Genomic DNA, 19,797 nt, shown 5'->3' on the forward strand with positions numbered 1-19,797 from the left:
TGACTCTGCGCCGAAAATGTAACGGGGCTAAACACACCACCGAAGCTATGGCTTGATGCATCGCATCAGGGGTAGGGGAGCGTTGAATGAGGATTGAAGGTGTACCGCAAGGAGCGCTGGACATCATTCAAGTGAGAATGCCGGTATGAGTAACGAAAAGATCAGTGAGAATCTGATCCGCCGAAAACCTAAGGGTTCCTGAGGAAGGCTCGTCCTCTCAGGGTAAGTCGGGACCTAAGGCGAGGCCGAAAGGCGTAGTCGACGGACAACAGGTTGAAATTCCTGTACCACCGAAAGCCGCTATGAGCAACGGGGTGACGCAGGAGGGTAGTGACGCAGGCTGATGGATGCCTGTCTAAGCAGTGAGACTTGTGTGTAGGTAAATCCGCACACTCCAAGGTCAAGCTGTGATGGGGAGCGAAATGTACAGTAGCGAAGGTCATGATCTCACACTGCCAAGAAAAGCCTCTAGCCAGGAAGCAGGTGCCCGTACCGTAAACCGACACAGGTAGGTGAGAAGAGAATTCTAAGGCGCGCGGAAGAACTCTCGTTAAGGAACTCGGCAAAATGACCCCGTAACTTCGGGAGAAGGGGTGCCCCGGTAGTGTGAATAGCACGAGGGGGCCGCAGTGAAAAGGCCCAAGCGACTGTTTAGCAAAAACACAGGTCTGTGCGAAGCCGCAAGGCGAAGTATACGGGCTGACGCCTGCCCGGTGCTGGAAGGTTAAGGGGAGTGGTTAGTCTTCGGGCGAAGCTATGAACCGAAGCCCCAGTAAACGGCGGCCGTAACTATAACGGTCCTAAGGTAGCGAAATTCCTTGTCAGGTAAATTCTGACCCGCACGAATGGCGTAACGATTTGGGCGCTGTCTCAACGAGAGATCCGGTGAAATTTTAATACCTGTGAAGATGCAGGTTACCCGCGACAAGACGGAAAGACCCCATGGAGCTTTACTGCAGCTTGATATTGAACTGGGGTGCGATTTGTACAGGATAGGTGGGAGCCTTGGAAGAGGGAGCGCAAGCTTCCTTGGAGGCGCCGTTGGGATACCACCCTGATCGCATCTGAGTTCTAACCTAGTACCGTGATCCGGTACGGGGACCGTGTCAGGTGGGCAGTTTGACTGGGGCGGTCGCCTCCTAAAATGTAACGGAGGCGCCCTAAGGTTCCCTCAGAATGGTTGGAAATCATTCGAAGAGTGCAAAGGCAAAAGGGAGCTTGACTGCGAGACCTACACGTCGAGCAGGGACGAAAGTCGGGCTTAGTGATCCGGTGGTACCGCATGGAAGGGCCATCGCTCAACGGATAAAAGCTACCCTGGGGATAACAGGCTTATCTCCCCCAAGAGTCCACATCGACGGGGAGGTTTGGCACCTCGATGTCGGCTCATCGCATCCTGGGGCTGAAGTAGGTCCCAAGGGTTGGGCTGTTCGCCCATTAAAGCGGTACGCGAGCTGGGTTCAGAACGTCGTGAGACAGTTCGGTCCCTATCTGTCGTGGGCGTAGGAAATTTGAGAGGAGCTGTCCTTAGTACGAGAGGACCGGGATGGACGCACCGCTGGTGTACCAGTTGTTCCGCCAGGAGCATCGCTGGGTAGCTACGTGCGGACGGGATAAGCGCTGAAAGCATCTAAGCGTGAAGCCCCCCTCAAGATGAGATTTCCCAAGTAGTAAGACCCCTTGAAGACGACGAGGTTGATAGGTTGGGGGTGGAAGTGCAGCAATGCATGGAGCTGACCAATACTAATCGGTCGAGGGCTTATCCAAGATTCTAAATACGCGATGGATCGTTTCGGATTCAGTTTTCAGGTGATGAACACATCTGCACGTTTGGTGATGATGGCGGAGGGGTTCCACACGTACCCATCCCGAACACGACCGTTAAGCCCTCCAGCGCCGATGGTACTTGGACCGCAGGGTCCTGGGAGAGTAGGACGTTGCCAAGCGAAACAGTAAGACTAGCCACTTCTAGAGAGTGGCGACTATTCCCTGATAGCTCAGTTGGTAGAGCACTCGACTGTTAATCGAGTTGTCACAGGTTCGAGTCCTGTTCGGGGAGCCATGCTCTCATAGCTCAGTAGGTAGAGTGCATCCATGGTAAGGATGAGGTCACCGGTTCGAATCCGGTTGAGAGCTTTTTGGTAAGGCCCGTTGGTCAAGGGGTTAAGACACCTCCCTTTCACGGAGGTAACAGGGGTTCGAATCCCCTACGGGTCATTCTTTTCTTTTTATGAAAAGATTTGAGTAGTAAAGGATTGTCAGCGCTTGATAAGCCAAGATTTAGGGTACGACTATGTACAATGATGGACATTGCCTTTACAACTAATACTTTTGGAGACTTAGCTCAGCTGGGAGAGCATCTGCCTTACAAGCAGAGGGTCGGGGGTTCGATCCCCTCAGTCTCCACCATCGTTATTTCATGACGTTGGGGATTAGCCAAGCGGTAAGGCAACGGACTTTGACTCCGTCATGCATAGGTTCAAATCCTATATCCCCAGCCATCATGAGCCATTAGCTCAGTTGGTAGAGCACCTGACTTTTAATCAGGGTGTCGAAGGTTCGAGTCCTTCATGGCTCACCATTTTCACTTCAGGTTTTACATGCGCGTGTGGCGGAATTGGCAGACGCACTAGACTTAGGATCTAGCGTCTTACGACGTGGGGGTTCAAGTCCCTCCACGCGCATCCTTTGCGGACGTGGCTCAGCGGTAGAGCATCGCCTTGCCAAGGCGAGGGTCGCGGGTTCGATTCCCGTCGTCCGCTCCATTTGCGCCCTTAGCTCAGCTGGATAGAGCGTTTGACTACGAATCAAAAGGTCAGGAGTTCGAATCTCTTAGGGCGCGCCATATTTTCATATTTCTGCATATCGGGATGTAGCTCAGCTTGGTAGAGCACCTGGTTTGGGACCAGGGGGTCGCATGTTCAAATCGTGTCATCCCGATTGTATGCGGGTGTAGTTCAATGGTAGAACTCCAGCCTTCCAAGCTGGTAGCGTGGGTTCGATTCCCATCACCCGCTCCAATTATAATTTAAGACCGGAAACGGTCTTTTTTTGCTATATGGACATGCAAGCGTATTCAGATTAAACATTCATATTGGAAATTTAGATTAGGGATTTAGAGTGTTGATCATGTGTAGGGATGATATGGGTAGCTGTTTCATTTTTAATAAATAAATGCACGTGATTGTCATTCTGACAAATAGGTCTAATTTAATCTTCACACGTTAAAGGATTGTAGTATAATGATGTAGTGCGATAACGCTGTGAAGTCATTATGAGTGAATGATGAAATGTTTGCATAAATAATCATAACGATTAAATTAATTAAAGTATTCGCTGACGCTTTGTTGTATGATGTTAAGAAGATGTTAACCTTCATTAGAATCAACACCGGTGGGGAACGATAGGAGGAGAAGCATGTCTGAGTTGACAGTGAATGTAAGTAAAAACCATTCTAACAATCTGCTACGGCGCGATGTACGCTTTTTGGGAAACATCCTGGGTGAAGTGCTTGTACATCAGGGTGGTCAAGAGCTGCTGGATATTGTGGAGAAAATCCGCGAGCTGAGTAAATCGCTGCGTGCAGTGTCTTTGCCTGAAGTATTCGAGGAATTTAAAACATTGATCCGCAATCTGGATTCAGATAATCGGCATCAGGTGATACGGGCTTTTGCAATTTATTTCCAATTGGTTAATATTGCAGAGCAGAATCATCGCATCCGTCGCAAACGTGATTATGAGCGTTCGGCGGGAGAGACGGTTCAATCCGGTTCCATGGAGAGTGCAGTTCAACAACTGAAGAAGCACAATTTCAGTCAAGAACAAGTGGAAGCTCTATTAGCTGATCTATCGCTGGAACTCGTAATGACTGCGCATCCAACTGAAGCGATGCGTCGCGTTATTCTTGATATCCACAAGCGCATTTCCGAAGATGTTAAATTGCTCGACAATCCGACTCTAACCTTCCGTGAGCGCGAACAGCTGCGCGAGAAGTTGCTGAACGAAGTCATTACGCTCTGGCAAACCGATGAGCTGCGTGATCGCAAACCAACGGTACTGGATGAAGTTCGTAACGGTATGTATTATTTCCACGAAACGCTGTTTGATGTATTACCAGAGCTGTACCAAGAGCTGGAGCGCTCATTGGCGAAGCATTATCCAGATCATCACTGGCATGTACCAGGCTTCTTGCGTTTTGGTTCGTGGATCGGTGGCGACCGTGATGGTAATCCTTCCGTAACAGCAGAAGTGACCTGGAAAACACTACAGATGCAGCGTAAGCTAGCGATTCGTGAATATCAGCGGATTTTGCGTGATATGATGAACTCGCTGAGCTTTAGCACAACAATTATTGACGTATCGGAAGAATTGCTTTCTTCCATTCAAAAGGATCGTCTGCATGTGACGATTGATAAAACGTACAGCTGGAACAACGAGAATGAACCTTACCGTATCAAAATCGCCTATATGCTACGCAAACTGAACAATATCGTCGACGACTCCAAACGCGGTACGATGGAGCGTTATAATCATGTCTCTGAACTGCTGGAAGACCTGTGGACGATTGATAAGAGTCTGCGTCATCACTATGCCGATTATGTCGCGGATACGTATGTACAAAAAATGATTCGTCAGGTGGAGCTGTTTGGTTTCCATACAGCTACCCTCGATGTCCGTCAGCACAGTCAGGAACATGAAAATGCACTGAAAGAGATTCTTGCTGGTATGCAGATTGTGGATGACTATTCCAGTCTAAGTGAAAGTGAGAAGATTGAATTGCTGGGCAAGCTGATGACCGATCCGCGTCCGCTGACTTCGCCATATTTTAATTACAGTGAAAGTACTGAAGAGTGTCTGGCGGTTTATCGTACGATTGCCAAAGCGCAACAGGAATTCGGCAAAAACTGTATTTCTAGCTACCTGATCAGTATGACTCAGGGTGCGAGCGATATTTTGGAAGTTATGATCTTTGCCAAAGAAACAGGGCTGTTCCGCTTGTTGCCAGATGGTCAAGTTCATTGTACGGTGCAAGCAGTGCCTCTGTTTGAAACGATTGACGATCTGCATGCAGCACCGCAAATTATGCGTAGTGTGCTGGATCTGCCAGCTTATCGTGCTGCTGTTGCTTCGATGAATGATCTGCATGAGATCATGCTTGGTTACTCTGACAGTAATAAAGACGGTGGTGTGGTAACAGCGAACTGGGAATTGCGTCTGGCGTTGAACGATATCACGGCAATGGGACAAGAATATGGTATCAAGCTGAAGTTCTTCCACGGTCGCGGCGGTGCGCTCGGACGTGGCGGGATGTCGCTGGATCGCAGTATTATGGCTCAGCCTCCACATACGATCGGTGGCGGTATCAAAATTACAGAGCAGGGTGAAGTGCTGTCTTCTCGTTATTCCTTGCAGGGCATTGCTTACCGTAGTCTGGAGCAGGCGATCTCTGCACTGATTACTTCGGCGGCGATTGCTCAGACTGGTGAACCAGCTGGTGAGAATAATAAAGAATGGGATAACATTATCCGTGGGATTTCGGAAGTGTCTCTGAACAAGTATCAGGACCTGATCTTCCGCGATCCAGACTTTATGAACTTCTTCAAGCAATCGACACCGTTGCCAGAAGTGGGCGAGTTGAATATTGGTTCGCGTCCATCCAAGCGTAAAAACAGTGACCGTTTTGAAGATTTGCGTGCGATTCCGTGGGTATTTGCATGGACACAAAGTCGTTATCTGCTGCCAGCTTGGTATGCAGCGGGCACGGGTATCCAGCATTTCTATCAGAACAAACCGGAAAATATGGCTGAACTGCAACATATGTACAAGGAGTTCCCATTCTTCAAAACGCTGATCGATACGCTGCAAATGGCGATTGCAAAAGCGGATCTGACGATTGCTCGTGAATATGCTGGTATGTGTAAAGAAGAGAGTTATCGTAATCGGATCTTTGGTATGATTGAAGAAGAATTTAACCTGACACGCGATCTTGTTTTGCAAATTAGCGGTCAGCAGGAGATTCTGGACAATGTACCGGTCATTCAGGAATCTGTACGTCTGCGTAATCCGTATGTAGATCCATTGAGCTATTTGCAGGTACAATTGCTGAGTGAGCTGCGCGATATTCGCGAAGAAGGCTCGGATGATGCTGAATTGCTGCGCGAAGTGTTATTGACAATTAACGGCATTGCATCCGGTTTGCGCAATACCGGTTGATATCAGAGAGTATATATTGGAGTAATTAAATAGAAAAAGGATACTATTAAAGTACTATACAATAGTATCCTTTTTTCTTATCATCCGTTATGAGTTATGAGTTATGAGTTATGAGTTATAGCTAATGATAGATGGAATATTGATCGTGTTCTAATGGTTGGGAAATCACATTAAAGGGCTTCTTTTTTCTGGAAATATTCATGCTGAAATTGTAATTGATCATTTCCATTTGGATATGGAATGTACGAATTTTGATATTTGGTATACCGTAATTGTGTAAATGCTGAAATTATCGCAGGATTAAGATTGCAATTTACGGAATCATCCAGTACGATTTTAAGTGGATTGTAAAATGGTTTACACAACAAACAATATACATACCGGGAACAGAGTTTGGGGGAGTGATGGTGGACAATCTGGATACGAGACTGGCAAAGCTGGCGCTAAAAGGTGATCAGCGTGCTTTTGCTGAGATCGTTGATTTATACAAAGACAAGCTGTTTCATCTCGGGTATCGAATGCTGAGCAATCGGCATGAAGCCGAAGATGTGGTGCAGGAGACGTTTTTGAGAGTATATAAAAATCTGGATCGGTATGATCCAAAGCAGAAATTCTCGACTTGGATCTACCGGATTGCAACCAATCTGTGTATCGACCGTCTGCGTAAGCGCAAGCCTAGCTTTTCGCTGGATGCGGAACTGAACGATCAGGATAATACGGATGGGTATGCGCTTATTCCGGGCGATGAGCGGACACCGGAAAGCGAATATATGCTGACGGAAACGCAGCAGCTTATTCATCAGGCGATTGACTCATTACCAGATAAGTACAAGACGGTTATGGTACTGCGCTATCTACAGGAGCTATCCTTGCAGGAAATTAGTGATGTGATGGATATGCCGGTGACCACAATCAAGACCCGGGTGCACCGTGGTCGTGAATTTTTACGCAAAAAGCTGGAAAATAAGCTGTAAAGCCTATGTAACAACGCTATAGAAACCGTGTAAAATAAACCGGTTGGCATGGAAACATATTCAAAAAATCTTTCTGCTTTTTTGAAACATTACCGAAGCTGCACCGTATTGAACAGAGTATTCGCGGTTCCAGACATTATGCCTGTACGGTGTGATGTACGAAGCGCTATTTTACGAGAAAGGAATGGCTCATATGGATTGCAAACTGGCCGTCACCTATATGCACGAGTACCTGGACGGCGACTTACCCGATGAACAGGCGGATGAGCTAAATCAGCATATGGCTGAATGCTCGGAATGCCGTGCCGCTTTTAAAGAGCTGGAGCAAACGGAGCTGCTCTTATTTGCTGTCAATCACCGTAAACCGCCAGTATCTGATGAGCTCACTGACCGGATCATGCAGTCACTGCCGAAGCCGAAGAAGAAGTCAGCCTGGGTTACCTGGTTGAAGCATCATCCGGCATTGACCGCAGCAGCAGCATTTTTCATCATTTTGCTTGGAACTCTTCCGTTGTGGGATGAAGGTCCTGAGATGATCGTCAAGGGGCAAAGTCTGGATCAGGTTGTGATTGAAGGAAATACTGTCATCGTACCGGAAGGCAAAACGATCGCCGGTAATTTAACAATAGAAAAAGGACAAGCTAGGATCTACGGTGATGTTGAAGGCAATGTAACGGTCATCGACGGTAGCGTATTTCAGGCAAGTACTGCTCATATCTCTGGACAAGTTCAGACGATAGATCAGGCAGTAGGCTGGCTTTGGTATAAGATTTCAACTGCATTCTCGGATGTCGCCTCTACTAATTAAATGAACAACCGAAAGGCGCCTCTTGTACAAGATGGCGTCTTTTTTGTGTGTTTTACCATTGTTCTTTGCATGTTGTACGAAAAAGCGTGTAAAATAAGAAAATAGGAATACGATCCATATCATGCACGGTTCATTTTGCCATGGAATGCGACTTGAATTGAATTTTCTGAAAAAGATCGCAAACTTGTCTGTATGTTGGGGTAATATGATAATAGTTAGTGCATGGAGTAGTTGATGTGATCATACAATGAAGGTCACGATCGTTGAATGGATTGGACAGAATTGCGTAGTTTGGATTTGAAGCTGTTACATTTTGAACTGCGCGAAATTCTACCCCTGAATGTTTTCTACCATGCAATACATTCATGACTTGTTAACGATCCACCAGATAGAATATAACGGGGGTTGCAGTATGGAGTATTTTGCAGACTTAACATGGAAAGATTCCATTAAAGATATTATTGATATTTTGATCGTTACGTATATTATTTATCAGCTGATTTTGCTAGTGCGCGGTACGCGTGCAGTACAGCTGTTAAAAGGGATTCTAGTGCTGGTGGTCGTCTGGGCGCTGAGTAGCTGGTTTGATCTGTATACGCTCAAGTGGCTGATGAACCAGGCATTCACCTTCGGGGTACTGGCGATCTTTATTATTTTCCAGCCGGAGTTACGGCGCGGTCTGGAGCAGCTAGGTCGCGGTAAAATATTCGGACGAACGGTAGCGGACGATGAAGAAATTACACGTATGATCGGTGAGATGATCAAAGCGGTCAACTATTTATCACGTCGCAAAATCGGGGCACTGGTTGTGTTTGAACGCACAACGGGTCTAAATGAGTATACGGAGTCTGGTATCAAGATGCAGTCAGCTATCAGCTCAGAGTTGCTGATTAACATATTCATACCGAATACGCCGCTACATGATGGTGCGGTTATTGTACAGGAGCAGAAAATCGCTGCGGCGGCATGTTACTTGCCCCTTTCAGAGAATCCATTTATTAGTAAGGAACTGGGAACGAGGCACCGGGCAGCGATTGGGATTAGTGAAGTCGGAGATGCAATCTCACTGATTGTATCGGAAGAAACGGGTCAAGTATCGCTGGCTATGAACGGTCAGGTGGTACGCGATATCAACGAAGAATCGTTGATCGCCAAGCTGCATGAGGCACTCAAGCCGAATGTAACGACCGAGAAGAAAATCCCGTTCTGGAAGCGGAAGGGGGGCGGTCGTGATGATGGACAAATGGATCAGTAATAATACGGTTGCCAAAGTACTTGCGCTCATTGTGAGTCTATTATTGTGGGTGATGGTGCATATGGATAACAACACGATGCCTACGTCTACTTCATCCGCAGCGGTGGGTACAAGTGTCATTCATGATGTAGAAGTACAGCCTTACGGATTTGACGAGGACAAGTATGTATTAAAGTCGATTTCACCGACTACTGTTAATATTGAGGTACGAGGACAATCTGACTTAATTTCCTATTTTTCCAAAGATAACTATAAGGCTAAGATCAATCTAGCCGATATTAAAGGTGCGGGAACCGTTACCTTGCCGATCATAGCGGAGACGCCTGCAAGTGTGCAGTATGTATCGTCCACACCAGGATTTGTGCGGGTAACGATTGAGGAGAAAACGTCCAATTCATTTACTCCACAGATCAGCGTTCAAGGGGAACCAGCGAGCGGCTATCAAAAAGGTGATCCGGTTATTACGGATGATACGGATAAGGTAAATGTCACATTGCCAGAAAGTCGCTTATCGCAAGTAGGTACTGTACGTGGTGTAATTAATATCGCTGGTGCCAATGAAACGGTGAGCAAGACTGTCACATTGTCTGTATACGATAAAAGCGGAAATGCGATGGAGGATGCAACGGTATCTCCATCTACAGTCAAGGTCGAAGTGCCGATCGGCGCATCTTCACGCAAATTACCGCTCAACTTGAGTTATACAGGTCAGTTGCCAGATAATCTAGTACTGGCGGGCACCGAGGTTAGCGCTGATGAAGTGACCGTATACGGTTCGGAAGAAGAGCTTGCAGCGCTGGGCGATTCTGTAACAGCATCGGTGAACCTGAGTTCTATTGAACAAGCAGGCACGGCTACGTTAACAGCGAAGCTCGATATTCCAGAAGGCACGGATAAAGTATCGCCTTCGACTGTACAGGTAACGATTACGACAGAGGAGTTCTCTGAACGTACAGTGCAGAATGTACCTGTGAAGCTGAATGGTCTAGGCGCTAATCTGGAAGCGGCGATTACGCAGCCGGATAGTCAGCAAGTGTCTGTAAGTATTAAGGGGGCACCGGATGCGATTCAAGCGGTTCGTCCAGAGGATATTACGGCAACAGTCAATGTAAGTGGACGCGTAGCAGGAACTTACAAACTGCCCGTACAGGTCGTTTTACCGGAAACAGTCAGCCTCTCCAATCCAGGTGAACAGATTACGGTTACTGTGACGATTACTGAAAGTGCTACAACAACGCCACCGGATAATGGGCAGGGCAATGCTGGCGGTACAACTAGTAACGGTGATGATAGCGAGAATGGTACAGGCAGTGGCAATACAGGAAATAATGGTAGCGGTTCGGATGGAACAACAACACCGGACAGCAACAACCCTGATAGTACCGGTGATAATGATGCGAGTGGCGGTGACAGTGCCGAATCTGCACCCGACGGTACTTCTGGAAGTACAAATAGTGGCACAAATAATGAAGCATCACCTTCCGATGCGACGGAAGGAAATGCGGCGGGAAGTGGTGCTTCCACCGTATCTCCGCCACCGCAAAATCAGATGATCGATCAGGCGCTTGCCGTGCCTGCTGTCTCATCAAGCACGTATCATTGATACCTGTACAAAAGCAGTACAGTATTGACATTGTTAATGGTAAAGACGTATAAAGGAATGGTTATGATGTGCAATCGGTCATTTTCATAAATGACCGATTGTGTCATGCAAACATATAGGATCTACACATTGGATGCATACAAATCAAAGATATGGGATTCCAACTGAATTCAAACATAAGGAGCACAATTCATGGGTAAATATTTCGGAACAGACGGCGTACGTGGTGTCGCCAACAAAGAATTGACAGCAGAAATGGCATACCAAATCGGTCGTTGTGGCGGTTATGTACTGACACATGGTGCAGAAAAGCCGACTGTCGTTATTGGAATGGATACACGTATTTCCGGGCTGATGCTGGAATCGGCATTGATCGCGGGTATGCTGTCCATCGGTGCGCATATTGTGCGTCTTGGGGTGGTTAGTACACCGGCAGTAGCATATATTACAAAATTACTAAAAGCAGATGCAGGTGTCATGATCTCGGCTTCGCATAACCCCGTTGAAGATAATGGTATCAAATTCTTTGGCGGCGACGGCTTTAAGTTGTCTGATGAAACGGAACTGCGCATTGAAGCACTGATGGATGCGGAAGAAGATACATTGCCACGTCCAGTTGGTGCGGAACTCGGAACAATCGTGAATGACGATGAATCCAAGTTTAAATATCTGGAACATCTAAAATCGACAATTTCTCATTCTTTTGCAGGTTTAAAGATCGTGATGGACTGTGCTAATGGTTCGGCATATGAGCTGGCTCCGGCACTATTCAAAGAATTGGGTGCAGAAGTAATTACGATTGGTGCAGAACCGAATGGTTTGAATATCAATGATCACTGTGGGTCTACACACCCTGAACTGTTAAAAGAAGAAGTCGTTCGTCATCAGGCACATATCGGTCTTGCCTTTGATGGCGATGCGGATCGTCTGATCGCTATTGATGATCAAGGTGAAGAAGTGGATGGCGACTATATCCTATGCATTTGCGGCGATGCGATGAACCGTGCAGGCAAGCTGAAAGATAGTACGATCGTGTCTACCGTGATGAGTAATATCGGTTTCTACAAAGCGACGGAAGAATTGTCGCTAAATACGGCACAAACTGCTGTTGGTGACCGTTATGTGATGGAGGAAATGAGACGTGGCGGTTATACGCTCGGTGGCGAGCAATCCGGTCATGTGATTTTCCTAGATTATATTACAACCGGTGACGGTATTCTGACGGCTGTACAGTTAGTGGATACGCTGGTAGGCTCCGGTAAAAAGCTAAGTGATCTGAAATCGATGATGAGCAAATATCCACAGGTCCTCGTTAATGTACGTGTAGAGAGCAAAGCGCGCTATGAAGGAAACGAAGGCATTGCAGCTGCGGTGAAAGACGTGGAGGGCAAGCTTGGCAATAACGGTCGTGTGCTGGTGCGTCCATCCGGTACAGAATCGCTGATTCGCGTAATGGCGGAAGGTCCGGACAAAGATGAGTTAGAGCAATTTGTTGCGCAAATTGTTGATGTGGTGAAAAAGGAACTCGTTTAAAACAGTCCTTGTCCGCATTCAGAAGATGCTGTAGCAAGTCATAGAGAAGATGAAATGGCAAAGTCTGCTGTTATGCATGAGTGATCATGTGACAGCAGGCTTTTTTGTATGGATAAGATGCACAGGGATAGGAAACGGGAATATTAAATTTTTGCTAAAACTTGCATATATCTAGTTATTATGAGTGGTTAAAAGGTTAATAAATGTAATATTATGGTATTTAAGATTATTGTAGAATTCTGTCATGAAACCGTAATATAATGCAGCTCTCATCTACAGCATCGTTGATATGAAACAGGTGCATAACGAATATTTGGTGTGCTTAGCAACAGGATGAAGGGAGTGAGGTCACGCGGTTTTTTGAGTAAGAATATGTCGTCATAATAGCAAGCGTGTTGTGAGCATACAATTGTTGCTATGTCGGTTCAACAGCGCTGGTAGCAGGTTAATTGTAAAGGGTATGGTGTGAAGGATGGCTTTTATGATGTGTCAGCCAAGGAATAACACAGCTGTCACATTTTTATCATTGCCATATGCGCCAAAGATGAATATAATGAACGAGTTGCCATTTGTAATATAACTGTAACATTGGACATATTATAAAGGCGGCATCACTCTAGTATAGAAAGTGAGGATCGTTTGTTACCCTTTGCAAGATCAAGCGCCAGAGCTCGAATCACGGACGGAAACAGAATCGAGCTGACGAGGTGAAGGTGTTCGAAACATTCGGCGGGGACCTTCCGGTGACGTACCAGACCGTAAATAGAAATCCAAATATCGGGAGCGATCCTGGTTACAAAGATTTCTGCCGGTACAGATATAGATGGATTGCATTTGTGAACCAGCTATACACTTATACAATTACACTCATACGATCAGATGATGAATAAGCATGTGCATGAGACCTACAGGATTGCGGACGAACGCCAATGCATATGCAATCCCAATTTTATATGGATAAAGCGTTCCACGTGTCCCTTATGCACGGTTAACATCCATCGTCGAACTATTGAACGGAGGAATATAAACATGTGCGGTATTGTTGGATATATTGGAGATAAGGACACACAAGCTATTTTGATCGATGGTCTGCGTAAATTGGAGTATCGTGGTTATGATTCTGCGGGTATCTCGGTATTTACGAATGAAGGTTTGCAAGTCGTGAAAGCACAGGGACGTATGGCGAACCTGGAATCCAAGCTGGAGCATCATCCACTGGTAGGTACAGCAGGGATCGGACATACTCGCTGGGCGACACACGGTAAACCATCGGATGAGAACTCTCACCCACATATGGATGCACAACACAAATTCTCGGTCGTTCATAACGGTATTATCGAGAACTATCTGGAACTGAAAGATGAACTGATCCGCTCCGGTGTTGAATTTTTATCCGAAACGGACACAGAAGTTATCGCCCATCTAGTAGCACGCGAATATGAAGGCGATATCGTTAAAGCAGTACAAAAAGCAGTCACCTACATGCGCGGCGCATTTGCACTCGGCGTACTGACTGAGCATGAGCCAGACAAACTGGTAGCTGTACGTCAAGCTAGCCCGCTCGTGATCGGCGTAGGTGAAGGCGAGAACTTTATCGGTTCAGATATTCCGGCGATTCTGAAATATACACGTAACGTTTACATTCTGAATGACGGCGAAATGGCTGTTCTGACACAGGATGCGGTGGAACTGATGACCATCGAAGGTAACTTTATTTCTCGGGAAATGATTCATGTGGATTGGGATGCAGTAACCGCAGAAAAAGGCGGTTTTGACCATTTCATGCTGAAAGAAATTCACGAGCAACCAAAAGCATACCGTGATACGATGCTTGGACGCATCAATGACGATGGTAAAGGCGTTCATTTCAGCGATCTGAAACTGACTGCTGAGCAAATCCGCAATATTCGCAACGTACAAATCGTTGCTTGTGGTACGGCATATCATGCAGGTCTGGTTGGACGTAACATTATTGAGAAAATGGCAAAAATTCCGGTGGAAACGGATGTTGCTTCTGAGTATCGTTACCGTTCCCCGATCATCAACAAAGATACACTGGTGATCGTAGTTAGCCAATCTGGTGAAACAGCGGATACACTTGCTGCACTGCGTGAAGCACAAGCAAACGGCGCACATGTGATCGCTGTAACAAACGTAGTAGGTAGCTCTATCGCTCGCGATGCGGACGATGTGATCGCGACACTGGCTGGTCCAGAAATCGCGGTAGCTTCGACCAAAGCATATACGTCCCAGTTGATCGCCTTCTACCTGTTCGGTCTGCATCTGGCAGAAATCCGCGGTACAATGACAACAGAAGAAATCTCGGAGACACTGGCAGCTATGGAATCTCTGCCTGAGCAAGTCGAGAAGATTCTGGAGATGGCTCCAGAAATCAAACAATATGCCGAGCATATCGCTCAGCACAAGCACCTATTCTTTATCGGACGTGGCGTTGATTATGCCGTTGTACAGGAAGGCTCTTTGAAACTGAAAGAGATCTCTTACATTCACTCCGAAGCCTATGCGGCGGGTGAACTGAAGCACGGTACATTGGCACTGATCGAAGACGGTATTCCAGTAATTGCACTGGCAACACAAGAAGATGTACTGGAAAAAACGGTGAGCAACATCAAAGAAGTCAAAGCGCGCGGCGGCGAAGTGATGGTGATCTCGTATGAGGAACATCGCGAAGACCTGCTGAAATCGGTTGACTATGTAATGACGATTCCAAGAACATTGCAAACCCTGACACCGGCACTATCGGTTGTCACGCTGCAACTGCTTGCGTATTACGCTTCTCTGGCGCTGGAACATGACGTGGACAAACCGCGTAACTTGGCGAAGAGCGTAACGGTAGAGTAGGTTTAAGAACTGCATGCTATCAAGCAGATTTCACTAAGTTGAGCATGATGGTGGCAGTGTGAACATGGTCATTAACAGACCTGCAATCGGTATCTTGATTGGCTATAATGTTTGTTAAACAGATATATGCTCTAACGAGTACAGATGCAATCGTGTAGGTTATTAAAGTATAGTCTTCCTGTAGCTCAACTTGGGTTATAGAAGCAGCAAAGCCCCTTCGACTTTATCGTCGAAGGGGCTTTGCTTGTATTTAGCGTAAGTGATTTTAGCGTGATCAATTACACACAGAGGGCGATCTTATTACACTAAGGCTTGTTGCGATATGGGGTTTATTTAGGAAGCAGTCTGTTATGTTGATGTCGCTATACTTGTTGTAATGAAGATCATTGCTCTTATGAACTCGTATCGTTACATGTTTTACAATTGAAACCGATACCCCGCACCCCAGACAGTCTGGATATAATGCGGATTCCCCGGGTCATCTTCAATCTTCTCGCGCAGTCGGTTAATGTGAACCGCTACCGTTGCGTTGTCGCCGATAGAGTCAAAGCCCCAAATCCGCTCGTACAGTGTGTCTTTGCTGAATACGATATTGGAATTATCGACCAGGAAATGGAGCAGGTCGAATTCTTTCTTTTTCAAATCCAGCTCACGACCTTTTAGATAGGCGCGGTGGGCATCGGTATTAATGAGAAAGGGACCGATTTCGATGTGACTGCGGTCGGTGTTGGCGCCAAGCTTCGCTTTGAGACGAGCGTACTGAGCGAGATTGGATTTGACCCGCGCAACCAGTTCGTTCGGGGAAAAGGGTTTGACGATATAATCGTCTGCGCCCAATCCCAAGCCACGGATTTTATCAATATCGTCCTGTTTGGCGGTCACCATCAGGATCGGAATATCCAGCTTGTCGCGCAGTCGACGACAGACAGAAAATCCGTCTTCGCCGGGTAACATCAAATCCAGCAGGATCAGGTCAAATTGACCGGATAATGCACGCTCTGCACCAGTGATGCCATTGTCGGCAATCTCGACGGCAAAATGGTTGATTTCCAAGTAATCCCGTTCAATCGCGGCAATGGCTTCGTCGTCTTCGATGATGAGTATATGTTTCATTGACCTTCCTCCTGCCTGATCAGCGGCAAACGAATCACGATGCGCAGCCCGCCAGACGGTGCAGTCATCGCTTTGATGCTGCCACCCAGACGTTCTACAGCTTTGGCGGTAATCGCCAACCCGAGTCCGCTGCCTTTGTTGGGATTGTTGCGCGAAGGATCGCTGCGGTAAAAGACATCGAACAGTTGACTGAGCGATTGCTCAGGTACACCGGGACCGTCATCAGTCATGTAAATAATAATCTGCTCATGATGCACCATCGTCTGAATACGGATCATGCCGAGTTCTTTGTCTTTGTATTTCAAGCTATTCTCGATAATGTTCGTAAAGATACTGTCTAGCTGCAACGGATCGGCAAAGATACGCGTCGATTCACTGGCGAGGTCGAGTTGAATATCCAAGCCTTTGCTGCGATATTCTTCGGTTGTGGCACGGATTAATGATTCCAACTCGCGGTTCACATCGAGCAGTTCGGGATCGTACGGATAATCGCCCATATCCATTTTGGAAAAGAGGAAGATTTTGGCGACCATACGATCGATATCTTCTGCTTTTGTATTAATCATGGTGATGTACTTATGACGTGCTTCTGGTGTGCTGGCAACGCCGTCCAGCAGACCTTCCGAATACGCACGGATGGAGGTGAGCGGTGAGCGCAGATCATGTGAGATGCTTGCCAGCAGCTCTTTGCGATTTTCTTCCTGCCGATGAATTAACTGTATCGATTGCTTCAGCTGCTCTGCCATATCGTTAAAATCATGGCAGATCGCAGCAAATTCATCTTTGCTAGCATAACGGATACGTGTATCCAGATTGCCATCGCGAATTTGCTGCACACCTTCGCCAAGTGTACCGAGCGGTTGGCTAATGCGCTTGAATACAAAATAAGTCAAAAAGCGGTTCGTAAAGAAGATAGTCACCAGAATACCGACACCGAATAAAATCATAAATAGCGTAATGAGTGAATTGTATTCATTGTAATATGAATCGTCGCTACTGCTACTATCCAGATACGAGCTAAAGGTAGAAATGACGTATATATTACCATTTACGATGGACTTTTTGCTGTACACGCTATCGTTGCCTACATAAGCGCTACCTTCGCCATTGAGCGACCAGATAGCTTGGAGAAGATTGCCGCCAGAATCGATTGTAGTGTTGCCCATATTTAGCAGCAGCTTATGCGTTTTAAAATCATTAACAGCAAGCCGCATATGATTTTTTTGCAAATAGGCTTCAAGCTGTTGCTTCTCGGCAGCTTTACGACTTTGCGGGTCGCGGATCAGCTCAGTAGCGACTGAGATAATCTTGTCAGGCACATCGTAGACAGAGCTTGTTTTGTCGTATTGATTTTTCCAGTATTGATAAGAGAGGTACTGACCGGCTCCGATAATGATGGCGGAGATGAGTACCGGTATCACAATCATCAAAATGTTGGAGATAATCAGGCGATGCTTAATTGTCATACCGTTGCTCCTTTGAAATTCGTTAGCCTGTTACGGCTTCATTGTAGCACATTCTCCGCACATCCAAGATGCAAGATTGACCATGAGCTTCGAAGCTCGTTGGCAAGGGTCCTTTTAATCGGTACGCAGTGCGTAAATAGGACGCAGACGCGCAGCTTTGTTTGCCGGAATAATACCGAACAGCACTCCAATGGCAAAAGAAAAGGCAAAGGCAATCACTACCATATTCCACGCATACTGAATCGGGAACGGGATAAATTGTCCCACGATCCACACCAAACCAAGTCCAGTACCAATCCCTAGCAGCCCGCCGAGTGTACTAAGAAAGATCGATTCGATCATAAATTGCAGCAAAATGTTGCTTTTGCGAGCACCAATCGCCTTGCGGATACCGATCTCGCGGGTGCGTTCATTGACCGAGACGATCATAATGTTCATAATGCCAATGCCACCGACGATAAGCGAAATACCGGCGATACCTGCCAGTGAAGCGGATAGCAGGGCGCTCGTTTTCTCCATCGATTCAATCATTTCCCGGGCATCGAAAATATCATAGGCGGACGGGTCACCCAGCGCAGTAGTTAGCGCCGCCTGCAATTCTTCTTTGACCATCGGAATCTGCTCCGGCGATGTTGTTTTGATCTCGAAAGATTGAATGCCTTTGGTTTGTAAAAAGCGTTCCGCCGTCGCTAGCGGAATCAGAATTTTGTCGTCATTGGAACCCATCAGACTGGAGCCTTTGGTACGAAGGAGTCCAACGATGGTGAAAGTATCGCCATTGAGACGAATATCTTTGCCGACTGGATTCTCCATGCCGAACAATTTGGTCGCTGTTTCCGAACCGATCAGCGCTACTTTCTGACGATACTGGTTGTCGATATTGAGTAGAAAGCGCCCGGACTGCACATGAAAGTCTTTTACATGTTCGTACGAAGGCATAACACCTTCTAATGGTACATCGGCATTGCGACCACGATTCTTGGCAGTAACATTACCGGAAATGACCGGGGAGACGCCGCTGACGCCGGGAAGCTGTCCGTATGCCATCGTTTGCTCGGTAGTTAGTGAGGTAGTTGCGCCGTAACCTATAATACTGATCGTCAGCAGATCGGTGCCCAGTCCGCTAAACTGATCGCTGATCTGGTTGTTGTAGCTCATACCAACCGAGACGACCAGAATGACGGACGAGACACCGATGATGATACCGAGCATCGTTAGAAATGAACGAATTTTGTTACCAATGACGCTGAGCAGCGCCATACGAATACTTTGGAACAGAATCATGGCTCATTCCTCCGATCCTCGGTCAATATGCCATTTTGGATGCGAATGACGCGGCGTGCCTGATCGGCAATATCAAGATCATGGGTGATCAGAATGATCGTATGTCCTTGCGCGTTGAGGGATTGGATCATCTGCATTACTTCGCGCCCGGTCTGACTATCCAGTGCACCGGTTGGCTCGTCCGCTAGTAGCAGCGGCGGATCACCAGCAAGCGCCCGGGCAATTGCCACACGCTGCTGCTGACCGCCGGATAGTTGATTGGGACGGTGAAACATGCGTTCCTGCAATCCGACTTGCTCCAAAGCGAGTGTGGCACGCTTCCGCCGTTCACGCTGAGACAGCCCACGATAGATGAGCGGCAGTTCGACATTTTCCATTGCAGACAGACGGGGCAGCAGATTGAAGCTTTGAAAAATAAAGCCGATCTTCTCATTGCGAATGCGAGCGAGCCGATTATCGGACAGCTTGCGTACATTGCTGCCGTCCAGCGTGTAGCTGCCGCTATTGGGTACATCCAGACAGCCGATCATATTCATTAATGTCGATTTGCCGGAACCGGATGGACCGATAATAGCGACAAATTCGCCTTTATGCACAGTTAGCGAAATATCCTGCAAAATAGGCATCCGCTGTCCTGCCATCATATAGCCGTGAGACATTTGTTCGATCTGGATCAGCGGTTCCAT

Annotated in this window: 11 protein-coding genes, 11 tRNA genes and 2 rRNA genes (1 of these 24 only partly in view); 20 read left to right on the forward strand and 4 right to left on the reverse strand. The window is 46.9% G+C overall.

The annotated features are described in order from the left end of the window. From ACDE64_RS03345 to glmS, 20 genes are all read left to right on the forward strand, one after another. A 23S ribosomal RNA gene (locus ACDE64_RS03345) occupies positions 1-1,767 on the forward strand; it begins 1,159 nt to the left of the window's first position. Between the two features lie 62 nt (positions 1,768-1,829). Continuing rightward, positions 1,830-1,946, forward strand: a 5S ribosomal RNA gene (gene rrf, locus ACDE64_RS03350). Between the two features lie 40 nt (positions 1,947-1,986). Continuing rightward, positions 1,987-2,062 (forward strand) — tRNA-Asn (locus ACDE64_RS03355). A 1-nt stretch (position 2,063) separates the two neighbouring features. Continuing rightward, positions 2,064-2,136, forward strand: a tRNA-Thr gene (locus ACDE64_RS03360). Between the two features lie 9 nt (positions 2,137-2,145). After that, positions 2,146-2,217 (forward strand) — tRNA-Glu (locus tag ACDE64_RS03365). A 116-nt stretch (positions 2,218-2,333) separates the two neighbouring features. Next, positions 2,334-2,409 (forward strand) — tRNA-Val (locus ACDE64_RS03370). A gap of 17 nt (positions 2,410-2,426) precedes the next feature. Beyond that, positions 2,427-2,501 (forward strand) — tRNA-Gln (locus ACDE64_RS03375). A gap of 4 nt (positions 2,502-2,505) precedes the next feature. Then, positions 2,506-2,581, forward strand: a tRNA-Lys gene (locus ACDE64_RS03380). 21 nt (positions 2,582-2,602) lie between these two features. Next, positions 2,603-2,684 (forward strand) — tRNA-Leu (locus tag ACDE64_RS03385). A gap of 6 nt (positions 2,685-2,690) precedes the next feature. Next, positions 2,691-2,765 (forward strand) — tRNA-Gly (locus tag ACDE64_RS03390). Positions 2,766-2,768: 3 nt separating this feature from the next. Continuing rightward, positions 2,769-2,845, forward strand: a tRNA-Arg gene (locus tag ACDE64_RS03395). A 21-nt stretch (positions 2,846-2,866) separates the two neighbouring features. Then, positions 2,867-2,940, forward strand: a tRNA-Pro gene (locus ACDE64_RS03400). A gap of 6 nt (positions 2,941-2,946) precedes the next feature. After that, positions 2,947-3,020 (forward strand) — tRNA-Gly (locus ACDE64_RS03405). Between the two features lie 397 nt (positions 3,021-3,417). Next, positions 3,418-6,213: a phosphoenolpyruvate carboxylase gene (gene ppc / locus ACDE64_RS03410; protein ID WP_411349000.1), complete on the forward strand. Its 2,796-nt coding sequence runs from the start codon at positions 3,418-3,420 to the stop codon at positions 6,211-6,213. A gap of 404 nt (positions 6,214-6,617) precedes the next feature. Continuing rightward, complete coding sequence (sigW, locus tag ACDE64_RS03415; protein ID WP_188777435.1) at positions 6,618-7,187, forward strand: RNA polymerase sigma factor SigW; 570 nt, start codon at positions 6,618-6,620, stop codon at positions 7,185-7,187. A gap of 193 nt (positions 7,188-7,380) precedes the next feature. Continuing rightward, positions 7,381-7,995 (forward strand): zf-HC2 domain-containing protein, encoded by a 615-nt coding sequence (locus ACDE64_RS03420; RefSeq protein WP_411345121.1) that lies wholly within the window; start codon positions 7,381-7,383, stop codon positions 7,993-7,995. Between the two features lie 412 nt (positions 7,996-8,407). Beyond that, positions 8,408-9,250: a diadenylate cyclase CdaA gene (gene cdaA / locus ACDE64_RS03425; protein WP_367064269.1), complete on the forward strand. Its 843-nt coding sequence runs from the start codon at positions 8,408-8,410 to the stop codon at positions 9,248-9,250. Next, on the forward strand, positions 9,228-10,853 hold the full coding sequence (locus tag ACDE64_RS03430; protein ID WP_411349001.1) for a CdaR family protein: 1,626 nt from the start codon (positions 9,228-9,230) through the stop codon (positions 10,851-10,853). Before cdaA ends, ACDE64_RS03430 begins: the two co-directional genes overlap by 23 nt. Positions 10,854-11,045: 192 nt before the next feature. Beyond that, the gene (glmM, locus tag ACDE64_RS03435; protein ID WP_411345123.1) at positions 11,046-12,386 is read left to right on the forward strand and encodes a phosphoglucosamine mutase; all 1,341 of its coding nucleotides are present in this window, start codon (positions 11,046-11,048) and stop codon (positions 12,384-12,386) included. A gap of 1,029 nt (positions 12,387-13,415) precedes the next feature. Next, on the forward strand, positions 13,416-15,248 hold the full coding sequence (glmS, locus tag ACDE64_RS03440) for a glutamine--fructose-6-phosphate transaminase (isomerizing) (protein ID WP_411349002.1): 1,833 nt from the start codon (positions 13,416-13,418) through the stop codon (positions 15,246-15,248). Between the two features lie 417 nt (positions 15,249-15,665). Here glmS and ACDE64_RS03445 read toward each other — a convergent pair whose 3' ends face one another. The 4 genes from ACDE64_RS03445 to ACDE64_RS03460 form a co-directional block, all read right to left on the reverse strand. Further along, entirely contained in the window at positions 15,666-16,361 is a 696-nt protein-coding gene (locus ACDE64_RS03445; protein ID WP_411349003.1) for a response regulator transcription factor, read from the reverse strand. Beyond that, positions 16,358-17,827, reverse strand: coding sequence for an ATP-binding protein (locus tag ACDE64_RS03450; protein WP_411349004.1), 1,470 nt, complete (start codon positions 17,825-17,827; stop codon positions 16,358-16,360). Before ACDE64_RS03450 ends, ACDE64_RS03445 begins: the two co-directional genes overlap by 4 nt. 114 nt (positions 17,828-17,941) lie before the next feature. Further along, on the reverse strand, positions 17,942-19,111 hold the full coding sequence (locus ACDE64_RS03455) for an ABC transporter permease (RefSeq protein ID WP_411349005.1): 1,170 nt from the start codon (positions 19,109-19,111) through the stop codon (positions 17,942-17,944). After that, positions 19,108-19,797 (reverse strand): ABC transporter ATP-binding protein, encoded by a 690-nt coding sequence (locus ACDE64_RS03460; protein WP_411349006.1) that lies wholly within the window; start codon positions 19,795-19,797, stop codon positions 19,108-19,110. Before ACDE64_RS03460 ends, ACDE64_RS03455 begins: the two co-directional genes overlap by 4 nt.

This window comes from Paenibacillus sp. WLX2291, from assembly GCF_046603665.1.
Lineage (GTDB): Bacteria > Bacillota > Bacilli > Paenibacillales > Paenibacillaceae > Saccharibacillus.

Excerpts from the sequence above, each read along its gene's own strand:
- glmS (WP_411349002.1), top strand. The coding sequence starts at position 13,416 with ATGTGCGGTATTGTTGGATATATTGGAGATAAGGACACACAAGCTATT.
- cdaA (WP_367064269.1), top strand. The coding sequence starts at position 8,408 with ATGGAGTATTTTGCAGACTTAACATGGAAAGATTCCATTAAAGATATT.
- ACDE64_RS03450 (WP_411349004.1), bottom strand. The coding sequence starts at position 17,827 with ATGACAATTAAGCATCGCCTGATTATCTCCAACATTTTGATGATTGTG.
- glmM (WP_411345123.1), top strand. The coding sequence starts at position 11,046 with ATGGGTAAATATTTCGGAACAGACGGCGTACGTGGTGTCGCCAACAAA.
- ACDE64_RS03445 (WP_411349003.1), bottom strand. The coding sequence starts at position 16,361 with ATGAAACATATACTCATCATCGAAGACGACGAAGCCATTGCCGCGATT.
- ACDE64_RS03430 (WP_411349001.1), top strand. The coding sequence starts at position 9,228 with ATGATGGACAAATGGATCAGTAATAATACGGTTGCCAAAGTACTTGCG.
- sigW (WP_188777435.1), top strand. The coding sequence starts at position 6,618 with ATGGTGGACAATCTGGATACGAGACTGGCAAAGCTGGCGCTAAAAGGT.
- ACDE64_RS03455 (WP_411349005.1), bottom strand. The coding sequence starts at position 19,111 with ATGATTCTGTTCCAAAGTATTCGTATGGCGCTGCTCAGCGTCATTGGT.
- ACDE64_RS03420 (WP_411345121.1), top strand. The coding sequence starts at position 7,381 with ATGGATTGCAAACTGGCCGTCACCTATATGCACGAGTACCTGGACGGC.
- ppc (WP_411349000.1), top strand. The coding sequence starts at position 3,418 with ATGTCTGAGTTGACAGTGAATGTAAGTAAAAACCATTCTAACAATCTG.
- ACDE64_RS03460 (WP_411349006.1), bottom strand. The coding sequence starts at position 19,797 with ATGGAACCGCTGATCCAGATCGAACAAATGTCTCACGGCTATATGATG.